At 58.8% G+C, this 23,522-nt stretch carries 16 protein-coding genes and 3 pseudogenes; 3 read left to right on the top strand and 16 right to left on the bottom strand.

Annotation, left to right across the window (positions count from 1 at the left end; genetic code table 11):
- Positions 1-183: 183 nt before the first annotated feature.
- Both XH93_RS42135 and XH93_RS09885 read left to right on the top strand, forming a co-directional pair.
- A pseudogene (locus tag XH93_RS42135) lies at positions 184-396 on the top strand (phage integrase N-terminal SAM-like domain-containing protein); the annotation flags it as partial.
- 53 nt (positions 397-449) lie between these two features.
- Positions 450-651: pseudogene (locus XH93_RS09885) on the top strand (IS5/IS1182 family transposase); the annotation flags it as partial.
- Positions 652-870: 219 nt separating this feature from the next.
- Here the strand turns inward: XH93_RS09885 and XH93_RS09880 are convergent.
- From XH93_RS09880 to XH93_RS09810, 16 genes are all read right to left on the bottom strand, one after another.
- Positions 871-2,619 carry a hydantoinase B/oxoprolinase family protein gene (locus XH93_RS09880; RefSeq protein ID WP_194473349.1) on the bottom strand — a complete coding sequence of 583 codons (1,749 nt, stop codon included), beginning with the start codon at positions 2,617-2,619 and terminating at the stop codon, positions 871-873.
- Positions 2,616-4,691 (bottom strand): hydantoinase/oxoprolinase family protein, encoded by a 2,076-nt coding sequence (locus tag XH93_RS09875; protein WP_194473348.1) that lies wholly within the window; start codon positions 4,689-4,691, stop codon positions 2,616-2,618. Before XH93_RS09875 ends, XH93_RS09880 begins: the two co-directional genes overlap by 4 nt.
- A 42-nt stretch (positions 4,692-4,733) precedes the next feature.
- Positions 4,734-5,999 carry a Glu/Leu/Phe/Val dehydrogenase gene (locus XH93_RS09870; RefSeq protein ID WP_194473347.1) on the bottom strand — a complete coding sequence of 422 codons (1,266 nt, stop codon included), beginning with the start codon at positions 5,997-5,999 and terminating at the stop codon, positions 4,734-4,736.
- Positions 6,000-6,162: 163 nt separating this feature from the next.
- On the bottom strand, positions 6,163-7,599 hold the full coding sequence (locus XH93_RS09865) for an aldehyde dehydrogenase family protein (RefSeq protein ID WP_194473346.1): 1,437 nt from the start codon (positions 7,597-7,599) through the stop codon (positions 6,163-6,165).
- A 171-nt stretch (positions 7,600-7,770) separates the two neighbouring features.
- A complete protein-coding gene (locus XH93_RS09860) occupies positions 7,771-9,486 on the bottom strand; it encodes an acetolactate synthase catalytic subunit (RefSeq protein WP_194473345.1) in 1,716 nt (571 codons plus the stop codon).
- Entirely contained in the window at positions 9,483-10,865 is a 1,383-nt protein-coding gene (locus XH93_RS09855; RefSeq protein WP_194473344.1) for an aspartate aminotransferase family protein, read from the bottom strand. Before XH93_RS09855 ends, XH93_RS09860 begins: the two co-directional genes overlap by 4 nt.
- Positions 10,866-11,281: 416 nt before the next feature.
- A complete protein-coding gene (locus tag XH93_RS42985) occupies positions 11,282-11,467 on the bottom strand; it encodes a transposase (RefSeq protein WP_371815109.1) in 186 nt (61 codons plus the stop codon).
- Between the two features lie 154 nt (positions 11,468-11,621).
- Positions 11,622-11,738, bottom strand: coding sequence for a hypothetical protein (locus tag XH93_RS42980; RefSeq protein WP_371815108.1), 117 nt, complete (start codon positions 11,736-11,738; stop codon positions 11,622-11,624).
- A 746-nt stretch (positions 11,739-12,484) separates the two neighbouring features.
- Complete coding sequence (locus XH93_RS09845) at positions 12,485-13,192, bottom strand: GntR family transcriptional regulator (protein ID WP_194473342.1); 708 nt, start codon at positions 13,190-13,192, stop codon at positions 12,485-12,487.
- A 260-nt stretch (positions 13,193-13,452) separates the two neighbouring features.
- The gene (locus XH93_RS09840; protein WP_194473341.1) at positions 13,453-14,181 is read right to left on the bottom strand and encodes a Crp/Fnr family transcriptional regulator; all 729 of its coding nucleotides are present in this window, start codon (positions 14,179-14,181) and stop codon (positions 13,453-13,455) included.
- Positions 14,182-14,661: 480 nt separating this feature from the next.
- Complete coding sequence (locus XH93_RS09835) at positions 14,662-16,347, bottom strand: MFS transporter (RefSeq protein ID WP_194473340.1); 1,686 nt, start codon at positions 16,345-16,347, stop codon at positions 14,662-14,664.
- Positions 16,348-16,460: 113 nt separating this feature from the next.
- Entirely contained in the window at positions 16,461-17,321 is an 861-nt protein-coding gene (locus XH93_RS09830; RefSeq protein WP_194473316.1) for an amino acid ABC transporter ATP-binding protein, read from the bottom strand.
- Positions 17,314-17,961 carry an amino acid ABC transporter permease gene (locus XH93_RS09825; protein ID WP_194473339.1) on the bottom strand — a complete coding sequence of 216 codons (648 nt, stop codon included), beginning with the start codon at positions 17,959-17,961 and terminating at the stop codon, positions 17,314-17,316. Before XH93_RS09825 ends, XH93_RS09830 begins: the two co-directional genes overlap by 8 nt.
- Positions 17,958-18,677, bottom strand: coding sequence for an amino acid ABC transporter permease (locus XH93_RS09820; protein WP_194473338.1), 720 nt, complete (start codon positions 18,675-18,677; stop codon positions 17,958-17,960). Before XH93_RS09820 ends, XH93_RS09825 begins: the two co-directional genes overlap by 4 nt.
- A 12-nt stretch (positions 18,678-18,689) precedes the next feature.
- A complete protein-coding gene (gene ehuB / locus XH93_RS09815; protein WP_194473337.1) occupies positions 18,690-19,544 on the bottom strand; it encodes an ectoine/hydroxyectoine ABC transporter substrate-binding protein EhuB in 855 nt (284 codons plus the stop codon).
- Between the two features lie 27 nt (positions 19,545-19,571).
- Complete coding sequence (locus tag XH93_RS09810; protein ID WP_194473336.1) at positions 19,572-20,852, bottom strand: aspartate aminotransferase family protein; 1,281 nt, start codon at positions 20,850-20,852, stop codon at positions 19,572-19,574.
- A gap of 1,406 nt (positions 20,853-22,258) precedes the next feature.
- Between XH93_RS09810 and XH93_RS09805 the strand changes: the two are divergent.
- Positions 22,259-23,522: pseudogene (locus tag XH93_RS09805) on the top strand (acyl-CoA dehydrogenase family protein).

The raw sequence follows: 23,522 nt of genomic DNA, 5'->3' as shown, positions 1-23,522 counted from the left end.
GCCGGACAAAGTAAATGCTTCAGCACCGGCCTCCTAGATTTAATTGCGCAAGATGCGATCTTTAATTGCGCAAGATGGGATTTTGTCGGTCAACCAGCACAATACGCGGACTGAACGTTGTGGTCTTCGCGCGACGCCTCTCAAGACAGGAGACCTAGATGGCTACGATGAGCCCGGCAGCGCATGATCGAGGACATGACTGTCCGCAATCTGTCGCCGTCGACCTATATCTATGCGATCGCAAAGTTTAGCCGCCATTTCGGCTACACTCCGGACCGGTTGAGTTTCGAGTAGGTCCGCGCCTACCAACTGCATCTCATCGGCCAAAAGCGTTCATGGTCCCACATCGATCAGGTGGCCTGCGCGCTACGGTTTTTCTACGGCGTTACGCTCGGGGAGACTCGGGATTCCCCCAAAAGTCGTGATTCCCTGTGCTCATCGGAGGAGTGATACGACCGAAGAAGCACAAGACGACGGGATCGGACGATCTGTTCCGGGCCGGGCTGGACCAGATCATCAATCTGAAGCACGAACTGGTTCAGCTCGCCGGCAAGGTCGATTGGCACTGGATCGATGGGGAGATCGCGCCGCGCTACAGCGAGAACGGCCAGCATGGCATCGAGATCCCGCTTCATGATCGGCGTGTTGCTAGCATATCTACGGGCTGTCCAGGTGCGCCCCCTTGAACTCGCCCTTGGTCTCTTCATGCAAGTCAGGACGCTCGAACAGGGCTGACTTGCTGATGTCGTTCAAGTCGTGCATTTGAGCTCCGAGTGTAAACTCTGCGCCCGGTATTAACTCCCTGACATGGAGGCACGCGCTACCAGCTGCGCGCTCCATGTCCGGCCCATCCGAAAGTGATAGGATTGTTTATGGCTTGCGTTCAAGCTTCCTGAGCTCTTGACGGCGCGCTCGCGTTTCCTCCTCGTCGACTTGCAGATCCTTGCCGGTCAGAATCACTCCGTAGTCTGTCTCTGCCTGTTCAGGACTGACCATCCCATCGAGAACATCGTTGAGAACCTCTTCGGGAGGTCGTTCAAATGGTGATCCGAAACCGCCACCGCCAGCGGCCTTGATCGTGAGTGTCAATGGAGGTAGCCGTTCAACCCCGAAACGAGGTGGAACGTACGACGAGCCATCTTTGAACCGGATTGAACAGCTACCGATGCCCGCAGCATGTCCGCCCAGCACGCCAAACGAGGTCGGGTTTCCGTTGCCTTCGCCGCGGAATGAGTACTCCGCAGGATACTTCACATGGATCGTCGCCTCGGCGCCGGTGCCGCCTCGATAGCGACCGGGACCTCCACCATCGGTGAGGAACTCCTGACGTTCAACAAGGAATGGATAGCTCGTTTCGAAGTCCTCGACTTCTGGTAACGCGAGACCGCCAAGTGTCGTCATCTGTCCCATCACATTGAAACCATCTCGACCTTTGACCGCGCCGGCTCCAGGTTGCGCCAACCATTGATATGCAACGTAATACCGTCCGCTATCATCGGTCCCCGAAGTGTTGCAGTGCGAAATTCGGCTCCAGCCTGCACAGCTCAAGTCGGGAGCCGGGGGACTGAGCGCCTGCCAGATTGCGTGTATAATTTGGTGCGCTGGATAGGTGGTCGCCGAGGTAACGGGGGCTGGCGGTTTCGCGTTTACGAGCGATCCTTCAGGGGCCTCGATGCGAATGCGGCGGAAGACGCCGTCATTGCGCGGGATGTGAGCGCCAAGAAACGAGATTAGCCCAAACAGCACGGCTGATCGCGTGTTCGCAAGGGAGCTGTTCTTGAAGCCACGCATCTGCGGGCTCGTGCCCGCGAAATCAACGAGAACTTCGTCTGCACTCACAGTGATCGCGGCTTTAATGTGCGCGTCAATGGCCTCGAAGCAATCATGATCGAAAAAGTCTTCGCCAGTGTATGTTCCTGGCGTCAGCTTGCGGATCGCGGAGAGGAAACTCTCCTCTGCCCAATCGAGAAGTGACCCAAACAACTGGTCTAGCCCTTGGGCCCCCATCGGGGTCGCCATGTCTTGAAGGCGGTTGCCGCCGATCTCGGTCGAGCCCAGCATCGCGCGGAGGTCGCCATCGAGCAGGTCGGAAGTTCTAGAGTTGAGGAGGATCAGCCGCCAAATATCATCCTGCACCTCTCCTTGCGAGACCAGCTTTACGACTGGAATACGCAGGCCCTCGTGAAAAATCTCCTCGGCTCTGGGATTATAGGTCCCTGCGGCGCCGCCACCGATGTCCGACTGATGTGCACGGTTGCAGGTGAATGCAATCAGCGCTCCATTCAAGAACACTGGTCGCATGATCGTGAAGTCTGGCAGGTGATTACCGCCGGCAACATACGGATCGTTCGCCAGGAAGCAATCGCCGGGGTTGATACGACCCTTGAAGGTTTCAAGCAGCCGCGCCAACGCAATCCCACCCCCGCCGGTATGAATCGGAATACCGTCAGCCTGGGACACAACCTGGCCGGAACTGCTTCCGATGAAGCACGAGAAGTCGTGCGACTGGCTGAAGATTGGGCTTCGTGCCGTGCGCGCCATGACCCAGCCCATCGTGCGGCAAATATGATCAAGCTGCTTTTGGCCTAGCGCCAAGCTGATTGGATCTATCTCTTTCATACCGCGCCTCCTTGAACAGGGACAGCCACGCTAACAACAAGGTTATTCGATCCGTCCACTTCCAACTTATCGCCTTTCCCGATGAATATCGTCGTGGTCGCATCATTAATGACTGCTGGTCCGACAAGGCGCGCGCCAGGCCGTAGATTGGTGCCATCGTAAACATTCACGTCGAGAGCTCCAATGTCGCGACTAATGACGATGCGCCGCTGGCCCGAGGCCGAAGGAACGTAATCGCGGCCGCCAATTGCCTGAATCGAAACGCCGGGGAATCGGCGAGAACCACTCACCCGCAGCGCGCATGTCATGAGAGGCGAATGCTTGTGAGCATGGCCGTACAGAAGACTGTAGCGCTCTTCGTAAGTTGCGATAGTGCTTTCGATATCGTTATCCGTCCATTCGACAGACAGCTGAGATTGTTGATCCAAATAATTGAGATCAATATGGCGGCTGAAGAGCGGATGGCTTCCAGTCTCGCCGTATGCCATCAGACGTGCGCGCAGCCCGATCTCCAGCTCGTGGGCGACCCGTTCCAAGTCATCGAGAGCGCCCTGATTGAAGGGGCGCCGGATGGTTCGGACCTCGTCCAGGCGAACGTCTGAATTGAGCATACCGAACGCGCAGAACACGCCGGCAAGTCGCGGTATGTAAACCGTCGAACATCCGAGGCTTCGGGCCACCGAACTTGCATGCAAAGCGCCCGCGCCCCCAACGGCGACGAGCGTAAAGTTACGCAGGTCAAAGCCGCGCTCCGCGCTCACATGTTCGACGGCATGACGCAAGTTCTGGTCCATCAACTCGATAATGCCGAGGGCAGCCGCCTCGGGTGCAAGTCCAATAGTGTCGCCATAGACGCGTTGCAGCGCCTGTCGGGCCGCCTGATCGTCAAGATCGAGCGTGCCGCCAGCAAATGGCCCTGGCGCAAGACGGCCCAGAACGAGATGGGCGTCGGTGTTTGTTGGATTCTGTCCTCCGCGCCGGTAGCACACCGGTCCTGGCGTCGATCCGGCGCCATCGGGGCCCAGTGTCACCATTCCGCCGGCATCCAGCCGCGCGATACTGCCGCCGCCGGCGCTCACAGAATGAATGTCAACACTGGGCACAAGGGCGAGATATCCCGCGATATCAATCCGGTCTGTCGAATGGACGCGTCCCCCCTCCATCAATGCGAGGTCGCAGCTCGTCCCCCCCATTTCCAGAGAGATCAAATTGTCGGTTCCCGCCGTCGCCGCAACATATTTCAAGGCACCAACTTGCGCCGCAGGACCTGAAAGGAGAAGGCAGGCGGGGTTACGGGCGATCTCATCGACCGACGCGATACCCCCGTTGCTTTGAATGAGGAGCAGTGGGCCGAAGAGTCCGTTCTGGCGGAGAATACCTTCGAGAGACCGCAAGTAGGGAACGACGCGCTTCGAGACGTAGGCCGCAAGAACAGTAGAGGACGTGCGTCCGTACTCGCCGGCGTAAGGCGAGATTTCATGCGAGCAGAAAATCGCATCCGGATCCCAATCCGCCAGGAGAATTTCCATTGCCCGACGCTCGTGTGCGCCGTTTGCGTAGCTGTGAAGAAAAGACACTGCGACGCACTCGACGCCCGCAGCCCTGAATGCTGCTGACCCCGCCTTTATGTCGCCTTCGTCCAGAGCGGCGAGCTCCAGGCCATTCTTGTCGAGTCGCCCGCCTACCGGCAGACGCCAGCGGCGTGGCACAAGCACATGGGGGAAAGGCGGACGATGATTCCAAGGCTCCTCGCGGATGCCACGACGAATCTCCAGCGTGTCTCGAAATCCCTTGGTGGTGAGGAGGCCAACCCTGGCGCCCTTCCCTTCGAGCACTGTGTTCGTCGCAATGGTCGAGCCATGCACAAGCATCGAGCAACCGCCAAGCAGCTGCTTCTTCGGCACATCAAGCCGCCGCGCCAGCACATCGAGTGCCGCCATGACGCCAGCGGTGGGATCGTCCGGCCTGGAAGGCGACTTGAGGGCTTCGATCCGGCCATTCGGGTCTATTGCCACGACATCAGTAAAGGTGCCTCCGATGTCGATTCCGATCCGCCAAGGGGCAACAAGCATTCGTCACTCCGGTTTGGTGCTATGTGTCGTCACAACTATCATTTACGGGAAAAGGCCTCGGGTGTGCTTGGCCGATTGTACCACGCTCACGCCGATCGCCATGGCTGCCATGCGATGAGAAATGCCGGCGCGTTTCGCGCGAGCTATCACCTGTTGAAATGAGCGCTCCAGAATTCGATAAAGGCGATCGAATACTTCGGCCTCTTCCCAGAATAACCGCTGTAAATCCTGCACCCATTCGAAATAGCTCACGATAACGCCCCCTGCGTTACAGAGGATATCGGGTAGCACGAAGATTTCGTCGCGTCGTTGATCGAGGATGGAATCTGCTTCGGGCGTTGTTGGACCATTGGCGCCCTCGGCGAGAACGCGACATTTGAGCTCGGAGGCATTTTGGCCCGTAATGACCTGCTCGATCGCAGCTGGTACCAGGATATCGCACTTTCGGACCAACAGTTGCGCAGGTTCAATGAGGCTTTCGGCAGAGAACCCAGCAAGTTGTCCCCGTTTAGCAACGTATCGTTGTAGCTTCGCTACATCTAAGCCGGCGGGGTCGTAGTATGAGGCGGTGTGATCGCTGACGCCGATGATCTTGACGCCTCTTTCCGCGAGGGAATAGGCTGTTACTGACCCAACATTGCCGTAGCCTTGGACAATGGCTGTCGCGCCTGCCGCGCGAATCCCAAGGTGGTCAAGCGCGCGACCGACGAGATAGGCGACCCCGCGGCCGGTCGCTTCGCGACGGCCGAGCGTTCCTCCCGCCGATACGGGCTTACCGGTGACGATCTCGTTGATGGTCTGCCCCTGGTACATGGAATAAGTATCCATAAACCAAGCCATGACCTGCTCGTTAGTACCCATATCGGGCGCCATGACGTCGGTGTGCGGGCCCACGAAAGGTATCATCTCTTGCATATAGCGTCGGGATAGTGCTTCGAGCTCGCGCGGCGACAACGCGTAAGGATTGATGGCAATGCCTCCTTTTGCTCCACCATAGGGGAGTCCCGCCAGCGCACATTTCCAGCTCATCCAGATGGCCAAGGCGGCGACCTCGCCGACGTCAACTGATGGCGCGAACCGCGTTCCGCCCTTCGTTGGTCCGAGAGTAAGGTGATGTTGCACCCGGTAGCCTTGAAAGACTTCCGTGCGTCCGTCGTCCCTGTGAATTGGACATGATACGGCGATTGTCCGTTTTGGATAGAGTAGTCGGTCCCGGTCTAGCTCGGGAATTTGCAGATGATCTGCGACTTGCTCGAATTGTCGCCTCGCCATCTCGAACACGGGGCCGCTATAGATTGATCCGGTCATCGTCAGTCATCCAACTCAATTTTGAGCCGATTGAAGGGCTCAGCTCGGAAGAGGAAAAACGGCTGCCCCACGCAGGGGCGGCCCAGTGAGCGTCCATCGCGGGAGGAAGATGACGACGAACGACTTGAACACGACGCGACTCGTCGGGGCCGTGGCCGCGCTATCAAAGTTCGTGCCGGATTGTCACGGTCTTCAGGACGCCAAAGCCGTACAGCGCTTCAAATCCCTTCTCTCGGCCAAAGCCTGATCCTTTCACGCCACCAAACGGAAGCTCAACGCCACCGCCAGCACCGTAATTGTTCACAAACACCTGCCCTGCCTCGATACTGCGCGATAGGCGCATCGATCGGCCGAGGTTCGACGTCCACACGCCGGCGACTAGCCCATAGGGCGTGTCGTTTGCGATGCGTACCGCGTCTTCCTCATCACGAAAGCGCAGCGCAGCCAGCACGGGTCCGAAGATTTCCTCTTGTGCCAGGACATGATTTGCAGGGACATTGCCGATTAGCGTCGGTTTGACGTAGTAACCACCCGAAGGCAGGTTGATGCCAAATGAGCCTTCTGCGAGAATTTGCAATTTGTCTCGCCGCGCGATGTCCAGATAGCTCTCGATGCGGGTCCGTTGCGCTGCATTGACAACAGGTCCGAGATCAAGGTCCTGGTTTGCAGAGCCGACTCGAAGCTCCTTGAAGCGCTTGGCTAGCTGTCCTGTGAATTCATCGTAGACGTTGTCTTGGATCAAAACGCGCGAACCTGCACTGCAGGTCTGGCCGGCGTTGCGTACGATGCCTGTGACAATCGTGGCACCCGCCTCTTCCAGAGGTGCGTCCGAGAAGACGATTTGAGGTGATTTTCCACCCAATTCGAGTGTGACGGGAATGGTGCTCTTAGCGGCCGCGGTCTGGACCAGCCGGCCGACCTCGCGGGATCCGGTAAAGCTGATATGGCCAATGCCTGGATGTGCCGAAAGCGCGGCGCCGGCTTCTTCACCGAGGCCGGTGACGACGTTGAATACGCCCGGCGGAAAGCCCGCCTCCTGGGCAAGCGTCGCCAACGCAAGCGCCGTGAGCGACGTGTCTTCCGCCGGCTTAAGAACGATCGCATTACCCATGGCGAGTGACGGTGCGACCGAGCGGCCTGTCATCTGCAGCGGATAGTTCCAGGGCACGATGTGCGCGGTCACCCCGTGTGGTTCATAGAACGTCATCACGGTGAAACCGCTCTGAAACGGGATCGTCTCTCCATGCACCTTGTCGGCGGCTGTCCCATAATATTCGAAATATCGCGCGCAGACGACGACATCTGCGAGCGCTAGCGCCGTCGGCTTACCGACGTCATCGCTCTCGAGCCTTGCAAGCTTCTCGGCGTCGCGACGAATGAGCTCAGCCATTCTGAGCAGGAGACGACCTCGCGAGACCGCGTCCATTTTTCCCCAGGGCCCTTTTCGGGCGGCATGTCCGGCCAAAACCGCAGCGTCAATTTCGGCCGCTCCGCCACGAGATATCTCCGCCATTTTCGTGCCGTCAGAAGGGTTGATCACGTCCAGGGTCTTGGCCGAAGCAACCCAGCGTCCGGCAATGTAGTTTTCATAGGTGTCCATCAGAGTCTCAGTTGTTTGAGGCGAAAGCGCCAAGCTTTCTAAAACTAGACGCGGCGACCAATCAACGAAGTTTGCAAGATCGATGGACGACAAGCGGTCGGCGTGACATGCAACTAATTGTGTCCGCCAGCGCGCAAGCCGCTTCTCCTTCGATCCGAACTAGCAAAGCTCTCAAACTGCCGTGAGCGCACGATCAAGCGTGCCGTCAAAAAGTGAAATTGGCGGATGAGCCGATGGGTCCGTCATGACTTCGATGAGCCATGGTCGTTGCTCTGCAAGCGCAAGGTCGAGCGTCTTCCCCAGATCGCCGGGCGCTCTGACCACCGTGCCACCGCATCCGCACGCCCGCGCGATCGCAGCATGATCGACTGGTGAGAAATGGCAGGCCGATGTATAGCCCCCGAACTTCACCGTTTCTGCATCTTTCTGAAATCCGAGGACACCATTGTTGAGCACGATAATGACGACGGGCACCTTGCTGCGGACCATCGTTTCAAGCTCCGCCCAACTGTGCGCAAAGCCGCCGTCTCCGACCAGGGCTACGACAGGGCTAGACGGACGTGCCACCTTGGCGCCGATGGCAAGCGGCAATCCCCAGCCAAGCCCAGCCAGACCGCGCGGCGTGAGGAAGCGCTGGCCTGTTGTTCGGCCGCGGAGCTGGCCGACTACCCACATTGAGGAGTAGCTTGCGTCGGCGACCACGATAGTATCGGGCGTCAGACGCGCCTGCAGTTCCTGCATGACCCGCTCCGGGCGGACCGGAGACCCATTGCTACCTGAGAACACGGATCGATCGTTTTCGAAGCTCTTCCAGGCCGCCGCGATACGCCCCTCCACCCCTTTGCGCATGTCGCGACGCAACGACAAATCGAGCTGTTGGAGCGCGTCACAAAGGGCCTGCAGTGTTGCAGCGGCATCGCCAACCAGGCGCGACGCCTCATAGTTGCGCCCAATTTCCTGGGGATCGACGTCGATGTGGATGACGCGAGCGTTCGCAGGAACTTGTCGCCAGCTGTCGGTTCCGTTCTGGTTGGTGCGCGTCGCGACCAGAATAACGAGATCCGCCTCTTTGAGAATCGGCAACGTATGCCTGCCAAGCGATCGAGGGCCGACCAGAGCGCCGAGGACCCCAGCTGAGAGTGGGTGCGTTTCGTCCACAGCGCCTTTGCCCATATTCGTGGTGAAGACCGGCAGATGCGCGAGATCTTGCAGCTTGGCGAGCGCGGCGGCTGCAGTGGGAGACGTCACACCGCCGCCTGCAAGAACGACGGGAGCCTTTGCCGCCGCAATCGCTATCGCCGCCGCGTGGATCTCCGCCTCGCTCGGCCGCGGGCGATCAATTGGCCATTCACCAAAGTTCGACCGGCGTTCACGACTTGGCACGGCCGCTTTCTCGCGCAACAGATCGGCCGGCAACAACAAGACCGCAGGACCCGGCCGGCCGCTGCCGGCGGCGACGAAGGCTGCGTCAACATAGTCGTCAATGCGATCCGCAGTGATGACTCGCCGCACCCATTTGGCGCATGAAGAAAAAATCGCGAAATGGTCGAGCTCCTGGAAAGCATTGCGATCAAGTTGGTTGCGTTCGACCTCCTGCACTAATGCAACAATGGGGACGCTCGCCTTGAATGCCTCAGCAAGAGGCGGAACGAGCAAGGTTGCAGCGGGCCCATTCTGGGCTGCAACCACCGCAATCCGGCCGGACACACGCGCAAAGCCGTCCGCCATAGCGCCGCCCATGTTCTCCTGTCGGTAGGCAAGCTGCCGAATGCCCATCGCTTCGCAAGCCAAAATCACCGCCGACGGCAGGCTCTGGCCGAAAATCACGTTAACCCCATGACGATACAAAGCGAGGGCGATACGTTGCGCAACGGTTGCTTCGGTCACGTCTGCACCTCAATGACGTCCATCTTGCCTTGATTACTGTCGAGAAAGCCCGCGAATACCTCGACGATGATTTCGGCGTCGGCGCGAGTCATCGGTGTCGAGAGAGCAGAGGCAGCGCCATACGGCAGAATGATGCCGTTTGCCGCAAAGAAGCGCGTGAGCTCCTTCATGACTGATGCCCCGCCGGGCGAAAGATAGGCTTCGCGATAGTCATTTGGGGGTAGTTTCATAGGATGAATGCGGAAAAGCGAGGCGGCGCCCGTCACACATAGCGAGACCCCTCTTTTCTCAATAGCTTGAGCAATCCCGTCCCGGACAATATTGCCAAGCGTCTCAAGGTGATCAAAGGCCGCATGATCGAGGTGCCGCATCGAGACAAGCCCCGCTGTCATCGATAGAGGGTTGGCCGAAAATGTGCCGCCTTGCGGAAGAAGAGGTGGGCCCGCCGAGGCATTGAACACCTCCATCACATCTTCGCGGCCGCCGATTGCTCCAATCGGCAAACCGCCGCCGATGATCTTGCCCATCGTAACAAGATCCGGAACAAGGCCATAGCGAGCCGCGGAGCCCTGAAAACCTTGCCTCAGATTCAGGACCTCATCAGCAATCACCAGAATGCCATTGCTACGGGCCGCCTCCTGAATCGCAGCAACGAATTCAGACTTCGGCGCCGTCAGACCGCCGCGACTTGGCATTGGATCCAGGACGACGGCAGCGAGATCGCGCGCGTGCAATGTCAATAATCGGCGCGCACCCTCAACATCGTTGAAGCGTAGCACAAGCACTTCTTCAAGTACGCCATCCGGCATTCCGCGGTAGGTCGCGATAGACTTGGGCGCAGCGAAATCACCCCAATTGTCTGGCCTCGCCGCCTGGCTCACCTCGACCCAATCGTAGGCGCCATGATAGGCGCCCTCGATCTTGGCGATTTTCGAACGGCCGGTGAACGCCCGAGCGGCCTTGACCGCGAAAAGTACGGCCTCAGTTCCCGTATTGACGAAGCGAACACGATGAACTTGCGGAATTCGGCCACAAAGCAGCTCCGCAAGCTCGATCTCTCCCTTTGTCGGATTGGCGAAACAGCTGCCGCGCTGAAGCTGATGGCTTAGCGCTTCCACCACGGGCGGGAAGGCGTGGCCATGGATCAATGTTGTGAAATTGCAATTGAGGTCGAGGAACCGGCGCCCGTCCACATCGAAGACATAGCTACCCGCTCCGCGCTCGAGGTAGAGCGGCTCCGGATTCCGTTCGATGGTCACTCGCGAGGTGCCGTCAGGGAAGACCAGCCGCGCGCGGGCAAAGCTGTCCTTAGATCTCTGTCCAACAACCTCAAATCCGGTCGTCGTATTCGAAGATGTACCCCCCCGATCCACGGGCATTCCTCACTTGTTGTTACTCTAAAAATCATATCGGATTTTGATATTTGATGCAACGATATTCTGAGAGAGGCGAAGTTCCGGCCCGGTAGAATGAGACTCGTATTCGGGTTTCCCCTCAGGAGACCGGTGCCAGCGACATGCGACGGGTGAAAAGGCGTCATTGCCGACTGACGGCCGAGACGCGCAGAGAAGGAAGGGCAACAGAATTCTGGGCTTGGGTGCGGAGCCACCTTCTGCTTCACCCGATTGATGCTTGCGCAGGGACTAAATGTCGCTCGGTTTCCGGCCCCTAGGAGCCCGTCCAGACAACGCTGGTATCGGCCTTGTTGATGAACGATAGCTTGCTCAAGCGGCTCTTACGAGCTTTGTGAGGTTGTGGGCGGTGCAGATCACCAACCCGGCCTTCTCAGCAGGCTTCAACACCTGAACAAACAGACCCGCCAGGCCTCAAGGTGCCGCTTGCGGAATTCCGAGATCGTGCGGAAGTCCGGCGGGTCGCCCGCCACAATGATCATAAAGTCCGCCCGCTCCACGGCCGCCTTGGCGTTCCGGCGCGACGAGTAGATGCCGCTCGCATAACCGTGCAGAAGTAGCGCCGTCATCATCCGCGAATCAAACGGCGGCTGTCCAAGCCCGCGTCGGTAGCTGGCGGTGACCGCAGATAGGTCGAGGCTCTCTCGCACCAGCGACACCATCAGCCGCGACAGGTGGTCCTTCGGCACATAGTCCTGCACGCTCGGCGGCAGAAGCTGCGCCTCATCGATCTTCCAGGGGCGAAAATCCTTGTTCACCGGCGCAACTCGAGTGCCGCGAGCGATAATGCCGCTCGGCCCGAGCATCACGGCGCCAGGCGAACAGCTGCGACGGGTGAATGCCGATCCGGCGGGCGATCGCCGAGACGTCGCGCCAGGCTTCAGCGCCTCTGTCACGACTTGCGCTTTGAACTCGTCCGACCAGCGTCGGCGAAGCTGCCGCGGCGCTCCCTCAGGACGGTCGGCGACCGCTTCGATCATATGGAAGGTTCTAGTTCCAGAACTAGGCTCAGACATAGAAGCTCACATCGGCTCACAAACTTAGCAGCCGATAGCCGATCGCTCACCCACTCCGCCAGACGGGGTCTCTTTGCCGCTTACGGTCAAGAGGGTGCGAGTCCGATTCTTTGCGTGGGCATGTGGTGGCGTCTGCGGCAGGCGCGGTGATCGAGATCGCCATTGGCGAGGTCGTCGTGCGCGCCGGCGTGGATGTCGACGAGGCGCACTTGCAGGTGATCCGGGCGGTCCGTTCGGCATGATCCCCTCCGGCGTGAAGGTGTACGCCGCACTCACGATCAGATCGCCTTCGGTGCGATCGACAAATGTTCGAAATTGAAAGTGACGGCAGGCTGCTGCGTACCGGCGAGGAGATCGCGAATTGGGAATAGTTGTCGGAAGCCATCACGTAGCTGGCCTGCCCGTTCCGGAACTCGTTGACGTGCTTCTTATTGACCGGTCCGGCTCCCCGCCGATCCACTCTGCCTGCAGGAAGCGGGGCCGAGCGCGATTTGGACAACCTTTTGCAGCTTTTGAAGTAAGGCGCTAACGGCGAGCGAACCGTGGGACCGGCAAAGATCGAGCGAAGATTTACGGGCTAGCTGCTTCCTGTCGCCGGGACAGAACAAGTTTGCTCAGACGTTGGTACCCATCGTGCACGTCCTTTTCGATCGCGGTTCGTACGACTGTACCGTCGCGGCGCTTCAGTCCGCTAATAACTCGTTGGTGGTTCGTAACCCCCCGCCGATGAATTGCAAACTCGGGATACAGATCGTTCATCGACGGCCCAATCCGCAACCACTGGGATTCGATCAGCGTTACTAGGCGAGGCATTTCGGACGCCGCGTAGAGCCGGAAGTGGAAGGCCTTGTTCGCGCGAAGCACATCAGTGTATTGCGCCTTGTCCATCGCGTCCGTGAGGCGGTTTTGTGCCTCCTCAAGAAACGAGATGTCCCTGTCTTTGATATGCGCAGCGCCTTCGAAGGCAGCCAAGCCTTCGAGTGCAAGCCGGATTTTCGTAACTTCATCGAGCGTGGCAATCGTGAGAACCGGTACAACGACCGTTTTTGGTCCCAGATTGACCAGCGCGCCCTCGGCGACCAGACGAACGATAGCGTCTCGGACAGGCGTGGTACTAACACCGAGCGCCTGCGCCACCGATCGCACGGTCAGCTTGCGGCCTGGCACAAACTGTCCGCTAATTATCGAGTCCTTCAGCGATGAATAGGCAAGCTCACCTAAACTGGCCTGCCGATCGATCGGGATGAGGGGAGTTGCAATGTCAGTATCGTTCAGCATTAATCGCATCCTTGTCGGCTTTGGTATATCAAACGCCACAATACAAAACTAGCCCCATTCTCCGGAATCTCTTACCTCGTCAAATGGGTCTCCCAATGGGAGCGTGCCCGGCGGAATGCGCTCGCCACCCAAGTAGAGCCCACGTTGGCATGCTTGCGCCCTGGCAATTCCTTGCGCTGGCTGGTGGCTTACCTGTCCCGACGCTCAATAAGCACAGGAAACTTGCCCAATGAGAGCCGAAACAGTTCTCTCGAGGCCGGTCAGGTTTGAAGGCCAATCGACAATGACGATTTGGTGAGAAGCGGAGCATGCACCGCAATGGTGGAGCAACAAGAGCAGGCTACTTGTTTGAGACGATCCCGATCTCGAACACGAAGAGCTCCGCGCGTCTTCGCGATCAGCCCTTCCCGCTCAAATCGAATTAGCGATTCAGTTACGCTTGCTCGGCGCAATCCTAGCATGGAGGCGATGTACTCATGACTAACAGGTATTTCCATGCCGCCCACGGAGTCCGATGCGTGACAGAGCCATCCAGCCACGCGCTGTGCGAGGCTATGACTGAGAGCACAGAGCGCAACTTGAGAGGTATGAAGTAGCAGCGCCTGTAGGCCACAAAGGAGATGTTTTCTGATGTCAGGCTGCGTTTCCATGATGCTCAGCAGATCGCTCACTCGCATACAGAGCATCATGCCGGAAGTCACCGCAATCGATTGGTGACCCGCCATATGCATTCCCAGCAGGCCAGAAATTCCCAGTATCCCTCGGCTATCAATCAGCGCAATTTCGACTGAACTCGTACTGGATTTTCGACGCAGAGATACCAAGCCGGCCTCGATGAAGCAAATGTTCTCAATCGGCCTGGATTGTTCCTCGAGAACGCTGTTCCGTTTAAAAAGGACGGGACGCAGGCAAGGACGTAAGCGCTCGAAGTCTACCGGAGGCAGAGCGTTGAGAACCGCATTTTTCACATTGAGGCGTTGCACGAGCATTATGATCCCCGCCCCGAGAAACCCCGCACTTGCTTATATCTTACACCATTTTGAAATTTGATGCAACAAACATTCAACAGTCGAACTTCCGCTTTACGTCAAGATGAGGCCGTTCGGCGGCTGCGCCCAGAGTCTAGGTTACGCGGTCCTGGTGGTGTCTCGCGCGTCCGACAAGCGCCTGACAAGGTGTCATGGCATTTGAACCATGTCTCTGGTCAAAAGAGCATCAATGTTTGCTTCACGATCCTAGGCTGCCCATTCGCTTTACCGCTTGATTCTCCTTGAGCATCCGGTCTTTAGCCATTAGTTGACCTCGAGCGACCCACCGTTGCCGATGATTTCGCCCGAATGTGCTCACGACGCATCTGGACCTCGCGCGAGATGATAAAGTTGCTGGCGAGGTCCACCGTGATGACAGGTTTCTTGTAACACCGCGACGAAAATCAGTTAGGCTGACACTAGGGAGAGCGCGCGGCACAATCACCCCAGCGGTGGGTGTGCGCGAACTGCTGCGGGGACTTGATGATATTTCTCTTCGGCTGCCGAGTGGTCCGGCGTATTGTCCTTCCAACGCACCGATCCGAACGGACGCTCTAGCATGCGGCGAACGCGCACCGGGTCCGGACCGAAATGGAAAGCAAACGCCTGACGCTCGATGGCAAGCTCGGACGCGGTCGAACGGTTGCGCTGGCGCAAGTAGTCGAACCACGTCGGGCAGTGATAGCGTTCGGTCCACGATTCTGGGTCGGCGATGTCGCGTGCAATCGACCAGCTGTAGGCGCCATTGCGCTGCCGCATCAGCTGCACGTCCTGCATGGCTCTATGAAACGCACGCGCATTCTCTTGCGATACCCGATACTCGATTTCGACCACCAAGGGGCCGCTTCGCCCGGTTAAAGCCAGTCGCACTTCGGGATCCGCAAACACCACGGCCTCCTCGCCCCGCGCGCCAATGCGCGGCATTGGCAGCCACAGGCCGACCAGCGGCGAGGCCAGCATTAAAGCGGCGGAAACCAGAAGCGCCGTTCCGACACCGGCTGCATTGGTCAAATCGCCCCAAGCCCAGCTGCCAAGGGCAATCGCGCCTGATCCCGCAGCCTGATAGGCTGCAAGCGAGCGCCCGGCCACCCATCGCGGCGCCGATAGTTGCACGCCGATGTTGTTTAGCGTCGCCGCTATCATCCAGCCGGCTCCCGCTACGACCAGCGCGGCCGCGCTCAAAACCGGCTGGCGGCTCAGGGCGACCGCGGCGATGGCCCCAGCCATTGAAAGAGAACAGGCGCGGATCGCGGCTTCACCGCTCATCCGCTTGCGCATCCCGGTGACGTTGAGCGCGCCTATAACTGCTCCTAGACCAAAGGCGCCGAGCATCACGCCGTAGGTCTGCGGGCCGCCATGCAGGAGATCGCGCACAACCAGCGGCATCAGCGCGATGATCGCGCCGCCAATGGCGCCGATTACTATAGCGCGGGTCAGCACGACCTTGATTGCCGGCGAATTGCTGATGTAGCGCACGCCTGAAACGATGGCGCGGCTAAGCCTTTCAGGCGGCAGACGCGAGGGCTCGGCCGGACGCTTCCACAGGAACAATGCCACCAGCAACGGCAGATAAAGCAGCGCATTTAGCGCGAATGCGGCCACTGCGCCGGCGTACGCCACGACAACGCCACCGATGGCCGGACCCACACTGCGTGCGATGTTGTAGCTAATCCCGTTAAGCGCCACGGCCGCAGGCAGTGTCTCCGAGGGCACCTGCTCGTTCACGGAGGATTGCCAGGCCGGCCCCAACAGCGCCATGCCGGTGCCGACAACAAAGCAGAGCGCCAGCAGGATATTAGGCGTGATCAAGCCGAGCCAGGTGACCATCGCAAGCGCGCTCGCGCCGATCAGTGAGATCAGCAGCGAGACCAGCGCCACGAGACGACGGTCATGCATATCGGCAATCGCGCCGGCCGGCATTGCGATCAGCATAACAGGCAGCATAAGCGCGGTCTGCACCAATGCCACCTTGTGCGCCGAGGCAGTCATCTGCGTCATTGTCCAAGCCGCGCCGACGCCCTGGATCAGAATGCCGAGATTGGAGAGTATGCTCGCGAGCCAGACACGTCGAAAGGTGAGATGGCGGAACGGCGCGGTGATGCCGTCGGCGCTGGACGTCTGGGGCATGCGTCAACTGATCTGTTAGCTTGCCTGATCCTCTGAGTAGATCACTAGCTTCGGCGACTTTCGATGTGCAGCAGGTCGAGGGCTCGTTTTGCCATGCCGGCTATATTGGCTTTTCAATGGTTCAGAACCGACTGCAGGAATGCGCGCGTGCGCTCGCTTTCGGGATTGCTGAAGATCTTATCGGGCGGGCCCTGCTCGATGATGCGGCCCGCATCGAAGACGGCGATACGATCGGAGATTTCACGCGCGAAACGCATCTCGTGTGTGACGATCAGCAACGTCACCTTCGATTCGTGCGCTATACCTCGCACCACGTCCAGCACTTCTCCGGCGAGCTCGGGGTCGAGCGCTGAGGTGATTTCGTCAAGCAGGAGTATCTCAGGTTTCAAGATCAGCGCGCGCGCGATCGCGATACGCTGTTGCTGACCTCCCGAAAGCTGCGCAGGATAGGCATGCACTTTGCTTTCCAAGCCTACCATCCGAAGGTATTCGAGCGCGCTGTTCTGCGCCTGCTCTTTTGACAATCCCAACACGGTGGTGGGGGCCAAGACAAGGTTCTGCAGCACGGTCAGATGCGGAAACAGGTTGAATTGCTGGAAGACCATGCCGCATCGGCGCCGAATGCACGCCTCCTGAGCGCGGGAAAGCTGCTTGCCCGCCGAATCAGAGAGGATGCTTTCCCCGAAGACCCTAATAACCCCGCTGGTGGGCTTCTCGAGCGTCATCGCCAAGCGCAGCACAGTCGTCTTTCCAGAACCGCTTGGGCCGATTAGCGTGACCTTTTCGCCGGGGCGCACTTGCAGGTCGAGATCGACCAGCACACGGTGAGCACCGAAGGATTTCGAGACCCTTTCGAATTCGATAGCCCACGTGGCCTGTTGCGACTTCGGAGCCGCTCCATGTGACTCATTGAAAGCTGCGCTGGCACCGAGCGCGAATGGTCCAGCCTGGCTAAATTTCGTGGTGCTAAGCATGTTTGACCTTGAATCTGGATAGGAAGTACAGGAACGGCAAGTTCATGCCGATATAGATGAGGCCCGCCAGGGTGAACGGTTCCAGATAGCGGAAGCTTTGGTCGGCCGCCACCTGGGCCTCGCCCATCAGCACCGGAATCCCGATCGCAAAAAGCACTGCGGTTTCCCGGAACATCCCTAGCACGTAGTTGAGCAGGGCTGGCAGCGCTCGCTTAATCATCAAAGGGACGAGCACGCGTTGCCAAGTAACAAGCGAACTAAGACTGAGGGCCACACAAGCGTCGCGCAGCTCGGACGGGATCGTGATCAGACTCCCTCGGTAAACCTCCGAGCAATAAGCGGCGTACACAAGTCCTAAGACACCGATGCCGATAGGTACTGCCGGAAGGACAATTCCCATTTCAGGTAGACCATAGAAGGTGAAGTACAGCAGCACAAGGACCGGCACACCTCGAGCGAGTTCGAGCCAGAAACGCACAAACGCGCGTCCGAAGTCGGCGCCAAGACTCTCCAGGATTGCAAGGAGCAGTCCTCCCGTCAACGCAATTGCCGACGCCGCAAGAGTTATCAAGACAGTGTACCAAACGCCGACCATAAGGTCCGGCAGGATCTGTAGGGTATAGCTCCAATCCCACGTCATTGGACAGCTCTGGCAAGCGGATCCGTACCAGGTGTGGCCTGCACCGATGAACGCGCAGCGCGCAGCGCCTGGTTCAACGGCAGCACCCGTTCAATCGCGCGGAAACCAGCGCCGCAAAGAACAGTCAGAATCCAATAAAGAGCTGCAAGCAGAGAGTAGACCGTGAAAATCTCAAAGGTCTGCCCGCGGACGAAGTTCCCAACATAGAGCACGTCCTGCACGCCGATGAAGCCAACGAGCGCAGTCCACTTGATCATGCTCCTTGCCAGGCTGCCGAAAGCCGGAACGATCTGCGAGAGCGCTTGCGGCAGAATCACGTTCGTGAAGCTGCGCCATTTGCTCAGTCCAAGCGCATGACACGCATCGGTTTGTCCGCGATGCACCGCCTCAATGCCAGCGCGGACAATTTCTGCGCCGTATGCGGCCCCGTCGAGCGCCAGCACGAGGATCGCTGCCGTGAGGGGACTCAGACGCGGCATACCTCCGAACGTCGGCAGCACGTAGAACACCCAGAACAGGAGAGCAAGCGCGGAGGGGCCCCTAACGCATTCGATAAAGAGCATGGAGCTGGCTCGGATCAACCATATTTCGGACAACCTCAGCGCGCCGAGAACGACCGCACCGAGCGCTGCACCCAAAATGATGCATACCGATACCCATACAGTGACCCATAGACCTTGGGCGAGTACGGGCCAATACTCGAAAACAGCCTTCACCGGGGCTGCTCCTCACTCGCAGCTTGGTACGATATCACTGGCCTTGTCTAATTTCGCCAGCAGCTTGGTAAGTGTAGATCCGCCGTCAATCTTGTACTTCTCGTAAAGTCTTTCCAGTGTTCCGTTCCTGAGCAACGGGACGAGCTGCTCGTTGAAAGCATCACGGAACTGTTTGTCTTCCTTGCGAAAGGCTATGCCGGATGCATAAACTGGCGCACCTTCGTCAATCACCAACTCTAGGCCTTTCTCGTTTGGATTGGTAATACTAAGTGAACCGCCTATATAGACATCCGCACGACGACCGACGACGGTCGCGATCCCAGCTTGAACGTCAGGGGTGAGCATGATTTGGCTGGGGTTGATGCCCTGCTTTAGCGCGTGCTCTTTATAGGGGCCGCCGGGCATTGAAACCTTTATATCGGGGCGATGCGCAATCTCCGCCACGTTGGTCAGACGCTTCGGATTTCCAGGTTGCACAAACAGGCCGGTCTGAGTTGCCCAAAAGGGTGCCGAAAATATCACGGCCTTGCAGCGCTCCTCGGTAATATTGAGGCCGGCGCCAACGAAATCGAACTGGCGAGCCATAAGGCCCGGAATCATGGAATTCCATTCTGTAAAAACTGGTGTAAGTTCCGGCAGGTCCATGCTTTTGAGCACCATGTTCTGTAGATCAACCCCAGAACCCGCCGGCTTTCCGCTCGGCGAGATGAATTGGAAAGGAGGGTTCGAGGCAAGCGCGGCCTTGACTTCGCCGGCCTTGCGGATTGAAGCGAGAAGAGCATCATCAACTTGCGCGAACGTCGGAAACGAATAGCCGGTCAATGTGAACAGCAGGATCAGCAACGCGCATTTTGATTTCGAACACATCTTGTGTCCTCCTCCTAATCCAAAATCCTAATCTAGAAGTCCCTGGTCCCGCACGGACCGCAAGGCCTCGTCGGCCATATGCAAGTACAAGCCATGTGTCTCCTCGGTATGCGCGACAGATACATAGACCTTGGTGGGTCCGCAGAAGATCCCTCTGCGGATCATCTCGAATCCCCAACGGCGCGCAGCATCTTGGCGCGATGCTGCAACGGCCTGAACGGTGTCCATCCGGCCGCTCCCAAACACCACCTGTTGGACGGCGGGCGGACCAATCACCTGTATGGGTACCGAAAGCCTGTTTGCGATTTCACGCAGACCGGTCGCCAAGGCCTCTCCTTTGTGTTTGAGGATGACGGGAGCGTTCAGCTCCTCGATGACTGCAAGGGTGGCAAGGCCAGCTGCACAACACAGCGGATTGCCATTGAGGGTGCCGCTCATCAGGGCAGACCGACCATCGTCGGCACGCCCCGTCACCAGGACATCCAGAACATCGGCCCGCCCGGCCACGGCCGCCAGCGGCGTTCCGCCGCCCAGGATCTTACCTAAGGCGCAAAGGTCGGGCGCCACACCGAAATACTCTTCAGCACCTCCAAGCGCGAGCCGGAACCCGGTCACCACCTCGTCGAACACCAGCAGGGCACCGATGCTGTCGGCCAACGTCCTCAAGCCTTCAAGAAAACCTGGCGCCGGCAAGAACGCCCGTTGCACCGGCTCGACAATGATGGCAGCGATCTCCCGGGCGATAGGCTCGACAATCTGGCGGGTGTGCTCGATGTCATTGTACGGCGCGATGACGACCGTCTCACTTATCTCCGGCGGAATGCCTGCCGATTCCGCTATAGGACGCTGATCATTGTGACCGAGCTCCGCGCGAGCCTTCTGCTGTGCGTAGTCACTATGGCCGTGGAAGCCGCCATCGAATTTCAGGACCTTGGTACGGCGTGTGAAAGCCCGGGCCACGCGCAGCGCAAAGAAATTTGCCTCCGATCCATCGCTGCAGAACCTCACGGATTGCGCACACGGCACCAACTGACAGATCTTGGCCGCCAGCTCCTGAGCCCGCTCGTTCATGAGGTAGTAGTGCGTGCCCATCGCGGCCTGCTCCGTGATGGCGGACACGACCTTGGGATGGGCATGCCCAAGCACCATTGGACCTCCCCCCATCACGTAATCGACGTAACGCCGTCCATCACTTGACCAGAGCCATGGTCCGTTGCCACGCGCGACGGTGAACGCCACCTCGTCCGGAAGCTTGAATGCCCCCAGCGAGTTTCCAGCCAGAGAACTGCGAGGTGCCGCAGTATGCATTTTGTTTCCTTACCCTAAAAGCCGATCTAAATTTGATGTATCATATACCAACCTTTCTGCTAGTCAAGATGCCGTTCGGTTTGCGGTGCAAAAAGGCCTGTCCTGGTGCGGGCGCGTGGGAGCGGAGCGCCGTCGGGACGGTTCGAGGGCGCTCTTCTTTGGATTGCGAGCCCGAGCACAAGTCCCAAGTACCGACCTTATGGCGGAACTCCCTCGTAGATCGAAAAGGAGAGGCTAACGCTTCGCGGCCCAGCCAGCCGCGCCTCGTCTGTCGCCACCGTCTACTCCAGATCAGACGACGCGCCGCTCACAATGCTGCCGAACAACGTCGCGTCACGGTGGCGTTGAACCGCGCGCCGGCGGGTCGCCACAGTCACCCGGTGCTATCTCAGAAGTGACCGATGCGGCATCAGACCGTATTGAAGCTCGCCGTCGACCGGTGGGATCGCGCCAACAGTGACATACTCGTCGTCTCAAAAGAAGGGACGATCGTTTGCGCGCCGGTGTCTGCGATTGTTCACTGTCCATCGTCGCCTCTGGCGCGGAGTGATTGTCGCAGACCTAAAAGGTGCCGCAGCTATCTCCCCCGATGAAAAGCTGCGAGGCGCTCGCCGGCTTGTAGGCGACCGTGCCAATCTCGTGCGAGTAATTAAGGGTCGAATACCCGTTCTAACAGCCTGGCCCCTTCCCTGCTCTCGCGGCTACTTAGGCTTGCTCTTCGTGCTGTCCGCTCCTGTTGCGCTTTTCTCCCTCTCGCCAATCGCGCCCTCGTGCGCGATTCCAATCGATCGCGCATTGTGTTTCTGGAAGGACCGCTGAGCGCCCTGCGACAGGCCCGTTGGTTGTTAAGATCTAATTGAATTGCATGCCTCAGAGACATCTGCCGGCATGTATCCGAGTTGGCCGTGCAGCTGAGCCCGCTTGATTAGAAGGATCGGCGACGATGGCGCCGGTCGCGCTAGTAATGCTGGCTTCACGTAAACTGCCAGACGAATGGACCCGAGGCGTTTCAAATAGAATTTCTCGTTTCGCGCTATGCCGGAGTGAGCGTCCCTTGACTCTCCAAGCAAGGTGCAAATATGATACATCAAATATTAGATAACAACGGGGAACGACATTGGCGCCGCGCAGTTCTGCTGTGGATGCTCCTTTGGGGTATGTTCAAGCAATATCGGACAAAGTGGGGCTCTAGCGTCGAGCGTAGCAAGTGAGCGTGGCGGCCTGCCCCCTTTCGCTGGCTCTACATTCTACCGACTTCATTGGGTCGGGAGCGAGGCGGAGGCCGTTCCACCGAGGCGGTCGTCTGCCGTCTAACCTGGGGTGCGATCGAGCAAGATTGTCAGGCGAATCCCTGCAGTTTTCCGAAATGACGAAGACGCATTTTACGCGGAGGTAGAGAGAAAGATATGGAATTCAAACTCACAGCCCGACAGGCCAAATTCCGCGACTTGGTGCACAAATTTGTCGAGACGCGCATCCGCCCCCGCGCCAACGAGTACGATGCAGAGCAGTCCGCCGAACCGCGGTGGAAGGCGATTCCGCTCATTGAGGAGCTCAAAATCGAGGCGCGCAAGGAAGGCTTGTGGAATCTCTTTATGCCTCCTTTTGCCGGGCATGCGCAGGTGGACGATACTTTCGAGTTTGTCGGCGAGCAGCTAACCAATCTCGAATATGCGCTTTGCGCCGAGGAAATGGGACGGTTCCACTGGGCTTCGGAGGCCTTCAACTGCTCCGCTCCCGACACTGGCAATATGGAGGTGTTGCAACGCTACGGGGCGCGTGCCCAGAAGGATAAATGGTTGGCGCCGCTGATGAACGGCGAGATCCGCTCGGCCTTTCTGATGACAGAGCCCGCCGTGGCTTCGTCCGACGCAACCAATATCGACACCTTGATCCGTCGCGAAGGCGGCGACTACATTATCAATGGGCGCAAGTGGTGGTCTTCGGGAGCCGGTGATCCGCGCTGCAAGGTCGCCATCGTGATGGGCAAGACCGATCCTACCGCGCCGCGACACAGTCAGCAGAGCATGATCCTCGTGCCGATGGACGCTCCGGGCGTAGAGATCAAGCGCATGCTCACCGTCTTCGGTTACGACCACGCGCCTCACGGGCACGGCGAAATTGTTCTGAACAATGTCCGCGTTCCGGCGGAGAACATGCTGCTAGGCGAAGGTCGTGGGTTCGAGATCGCACAGGGGCGTCTTGGACCTGGCCGCATTCACCACTGCATGCGTATCATAGGCATCGCTGAGGAGGGGCTGGCTGCCATGACCAAGCGCCTCGTCTCGCGGATCGCGTTTGGTAAGCGCATTGCGGATCATTCCGTATGGGAGGAGCGTATTGCGCGCGCGCATCGACATTGAGATGACCCGCCTTCTCTGCCTCAAGGCGGCCGACATGATGGACCAAGCTGGCAACAAGGCGGCCCAGAACGAAATCGCCATGATCAAGGTCCAGGCCCCGATGATGGCCTGCAAGCTCCTGGACGATGCGGTGCAGGCATTTGGCGGCGCGGGCGTTTCCAACGATTTCCAAATCGCCTCTGACTGGGCGACGATGCGTACGATGCGCATCCTCGATGGTCCGGATGAAGTTCACAACCGCGCAATTGCCCGCGCGGAACTCCGGAAATACGAGGACGTCGCCGCTCCTCGGCCGGACCGTCGCTGA

Source organism: Bradyrhizobium sp. CCBAU 51753, from assembly GCF_015291565.1.
GTDB classification, from domain to species: Bacteria; Pseudomonadota; Alphaproteobacteria; order Rhizobiales; family Xanthobacteraceae; genus Bradyrhizobium; species Bradyrhizobium ivorense.
This window is presented reverse-complemented; position numbering and strand designations above follow the sequence as displayed.

Excerpts from the sequence above, each read along its gene's own strand:
- XH93_RS09875 (WP_194473348.1), bottom strand. The coding sequence starts at position 4,691 with ATGCTTGTTGCCCCTTGGCGGATCGGAATCGACATCGGAGGCACCTTT.
- ehuB (WP_194473337.1), bottom strand. The coding sequence starts at position 19,544 with ATGTGTTCGAAATCAAAATGCGCGTTGCTGATCCTGCTGTTCACATTG.
- XH93_RS09865 (WP_194473346.1), bottom strand. The coding sequence starts at position 7,599 with ATGGACACCTATGAAAACTACATTGCCGGACGCTGGGTTGCTTCGGCC.
- XH93_RS09835 (WP_194473340.1), bottom strand. The coding sequence starts at position 16,347 with ATGCCCCAGACGTCCAGCGCCGACGGCATCACCGCGCCGTTCCGCCAT.
- XH93_RS09880 (WP_194473349.1), bottom strand. The coding sequence starts at position 2,619 with ATGAAAGAGATAGATCCAATCAGCTTGGCGCTAGGCCAAAAGCAGCTT.
- XH93_RS09825 (WP_194473339.1), bottom strand. The coding sequence starts at position 17,961 with ATGACGTGGGATTGGAGCTATACCCTACAGATCCTGCCGGACCTTATG.
- XH93_RS09840 (WP_194473341.1), bottom strand. The coding sequence starts at position 14,181 with ATGCTCGTGCAACGCCTCAATGTGAAAAATGCGGTTCTCAACGCTCTG.
- XH93_RS09870 (WP_194473347.1), bottom strand. The coding sequence starts at position 5,999 with ATGACCGGATCAATCTATAGCGGCCCCGTGTTCGAGATGGCGAGGCGA.
- XH93_RS09830 (WP_194473316.1), bottom strand. The coding sequence starts at position 17,321 with ATGCTTAGCACCACGAAATTTAGCCAGGCTGGACCATTCGCGCTCGGT.
- XH93_RS09810 (WP_194473336.1), bottom strand. The coding sequence starts at position 20,852 with ATGCATACTGCGGCACCTCGCAGTTCTCTGGCTGGAAACTCGCTGGGG.
- XH93_RS09845 (WP_194473342.1), bottom strand. The coding sequence starts at position 13,192 with ATGCTGAACGATACTGACATTGCAACTCCCCTCATCCCGATCGATCGG.
- XH93_RS09855 (WP_194473344.1), bottom strand. The coding sequence starts at position 10,865 with ATGCCCGTGGATCGGGGGGGTACATCTTCGAATACGACGACCGGATTT.
- XH93_RS42985 (WP_371815109.1), bottom strand. The coding sequence starts at position 11,467 with ATGACGGCGCTACTTCTGCACGGTTATGCGAGCGGCATCTACTCGTCG.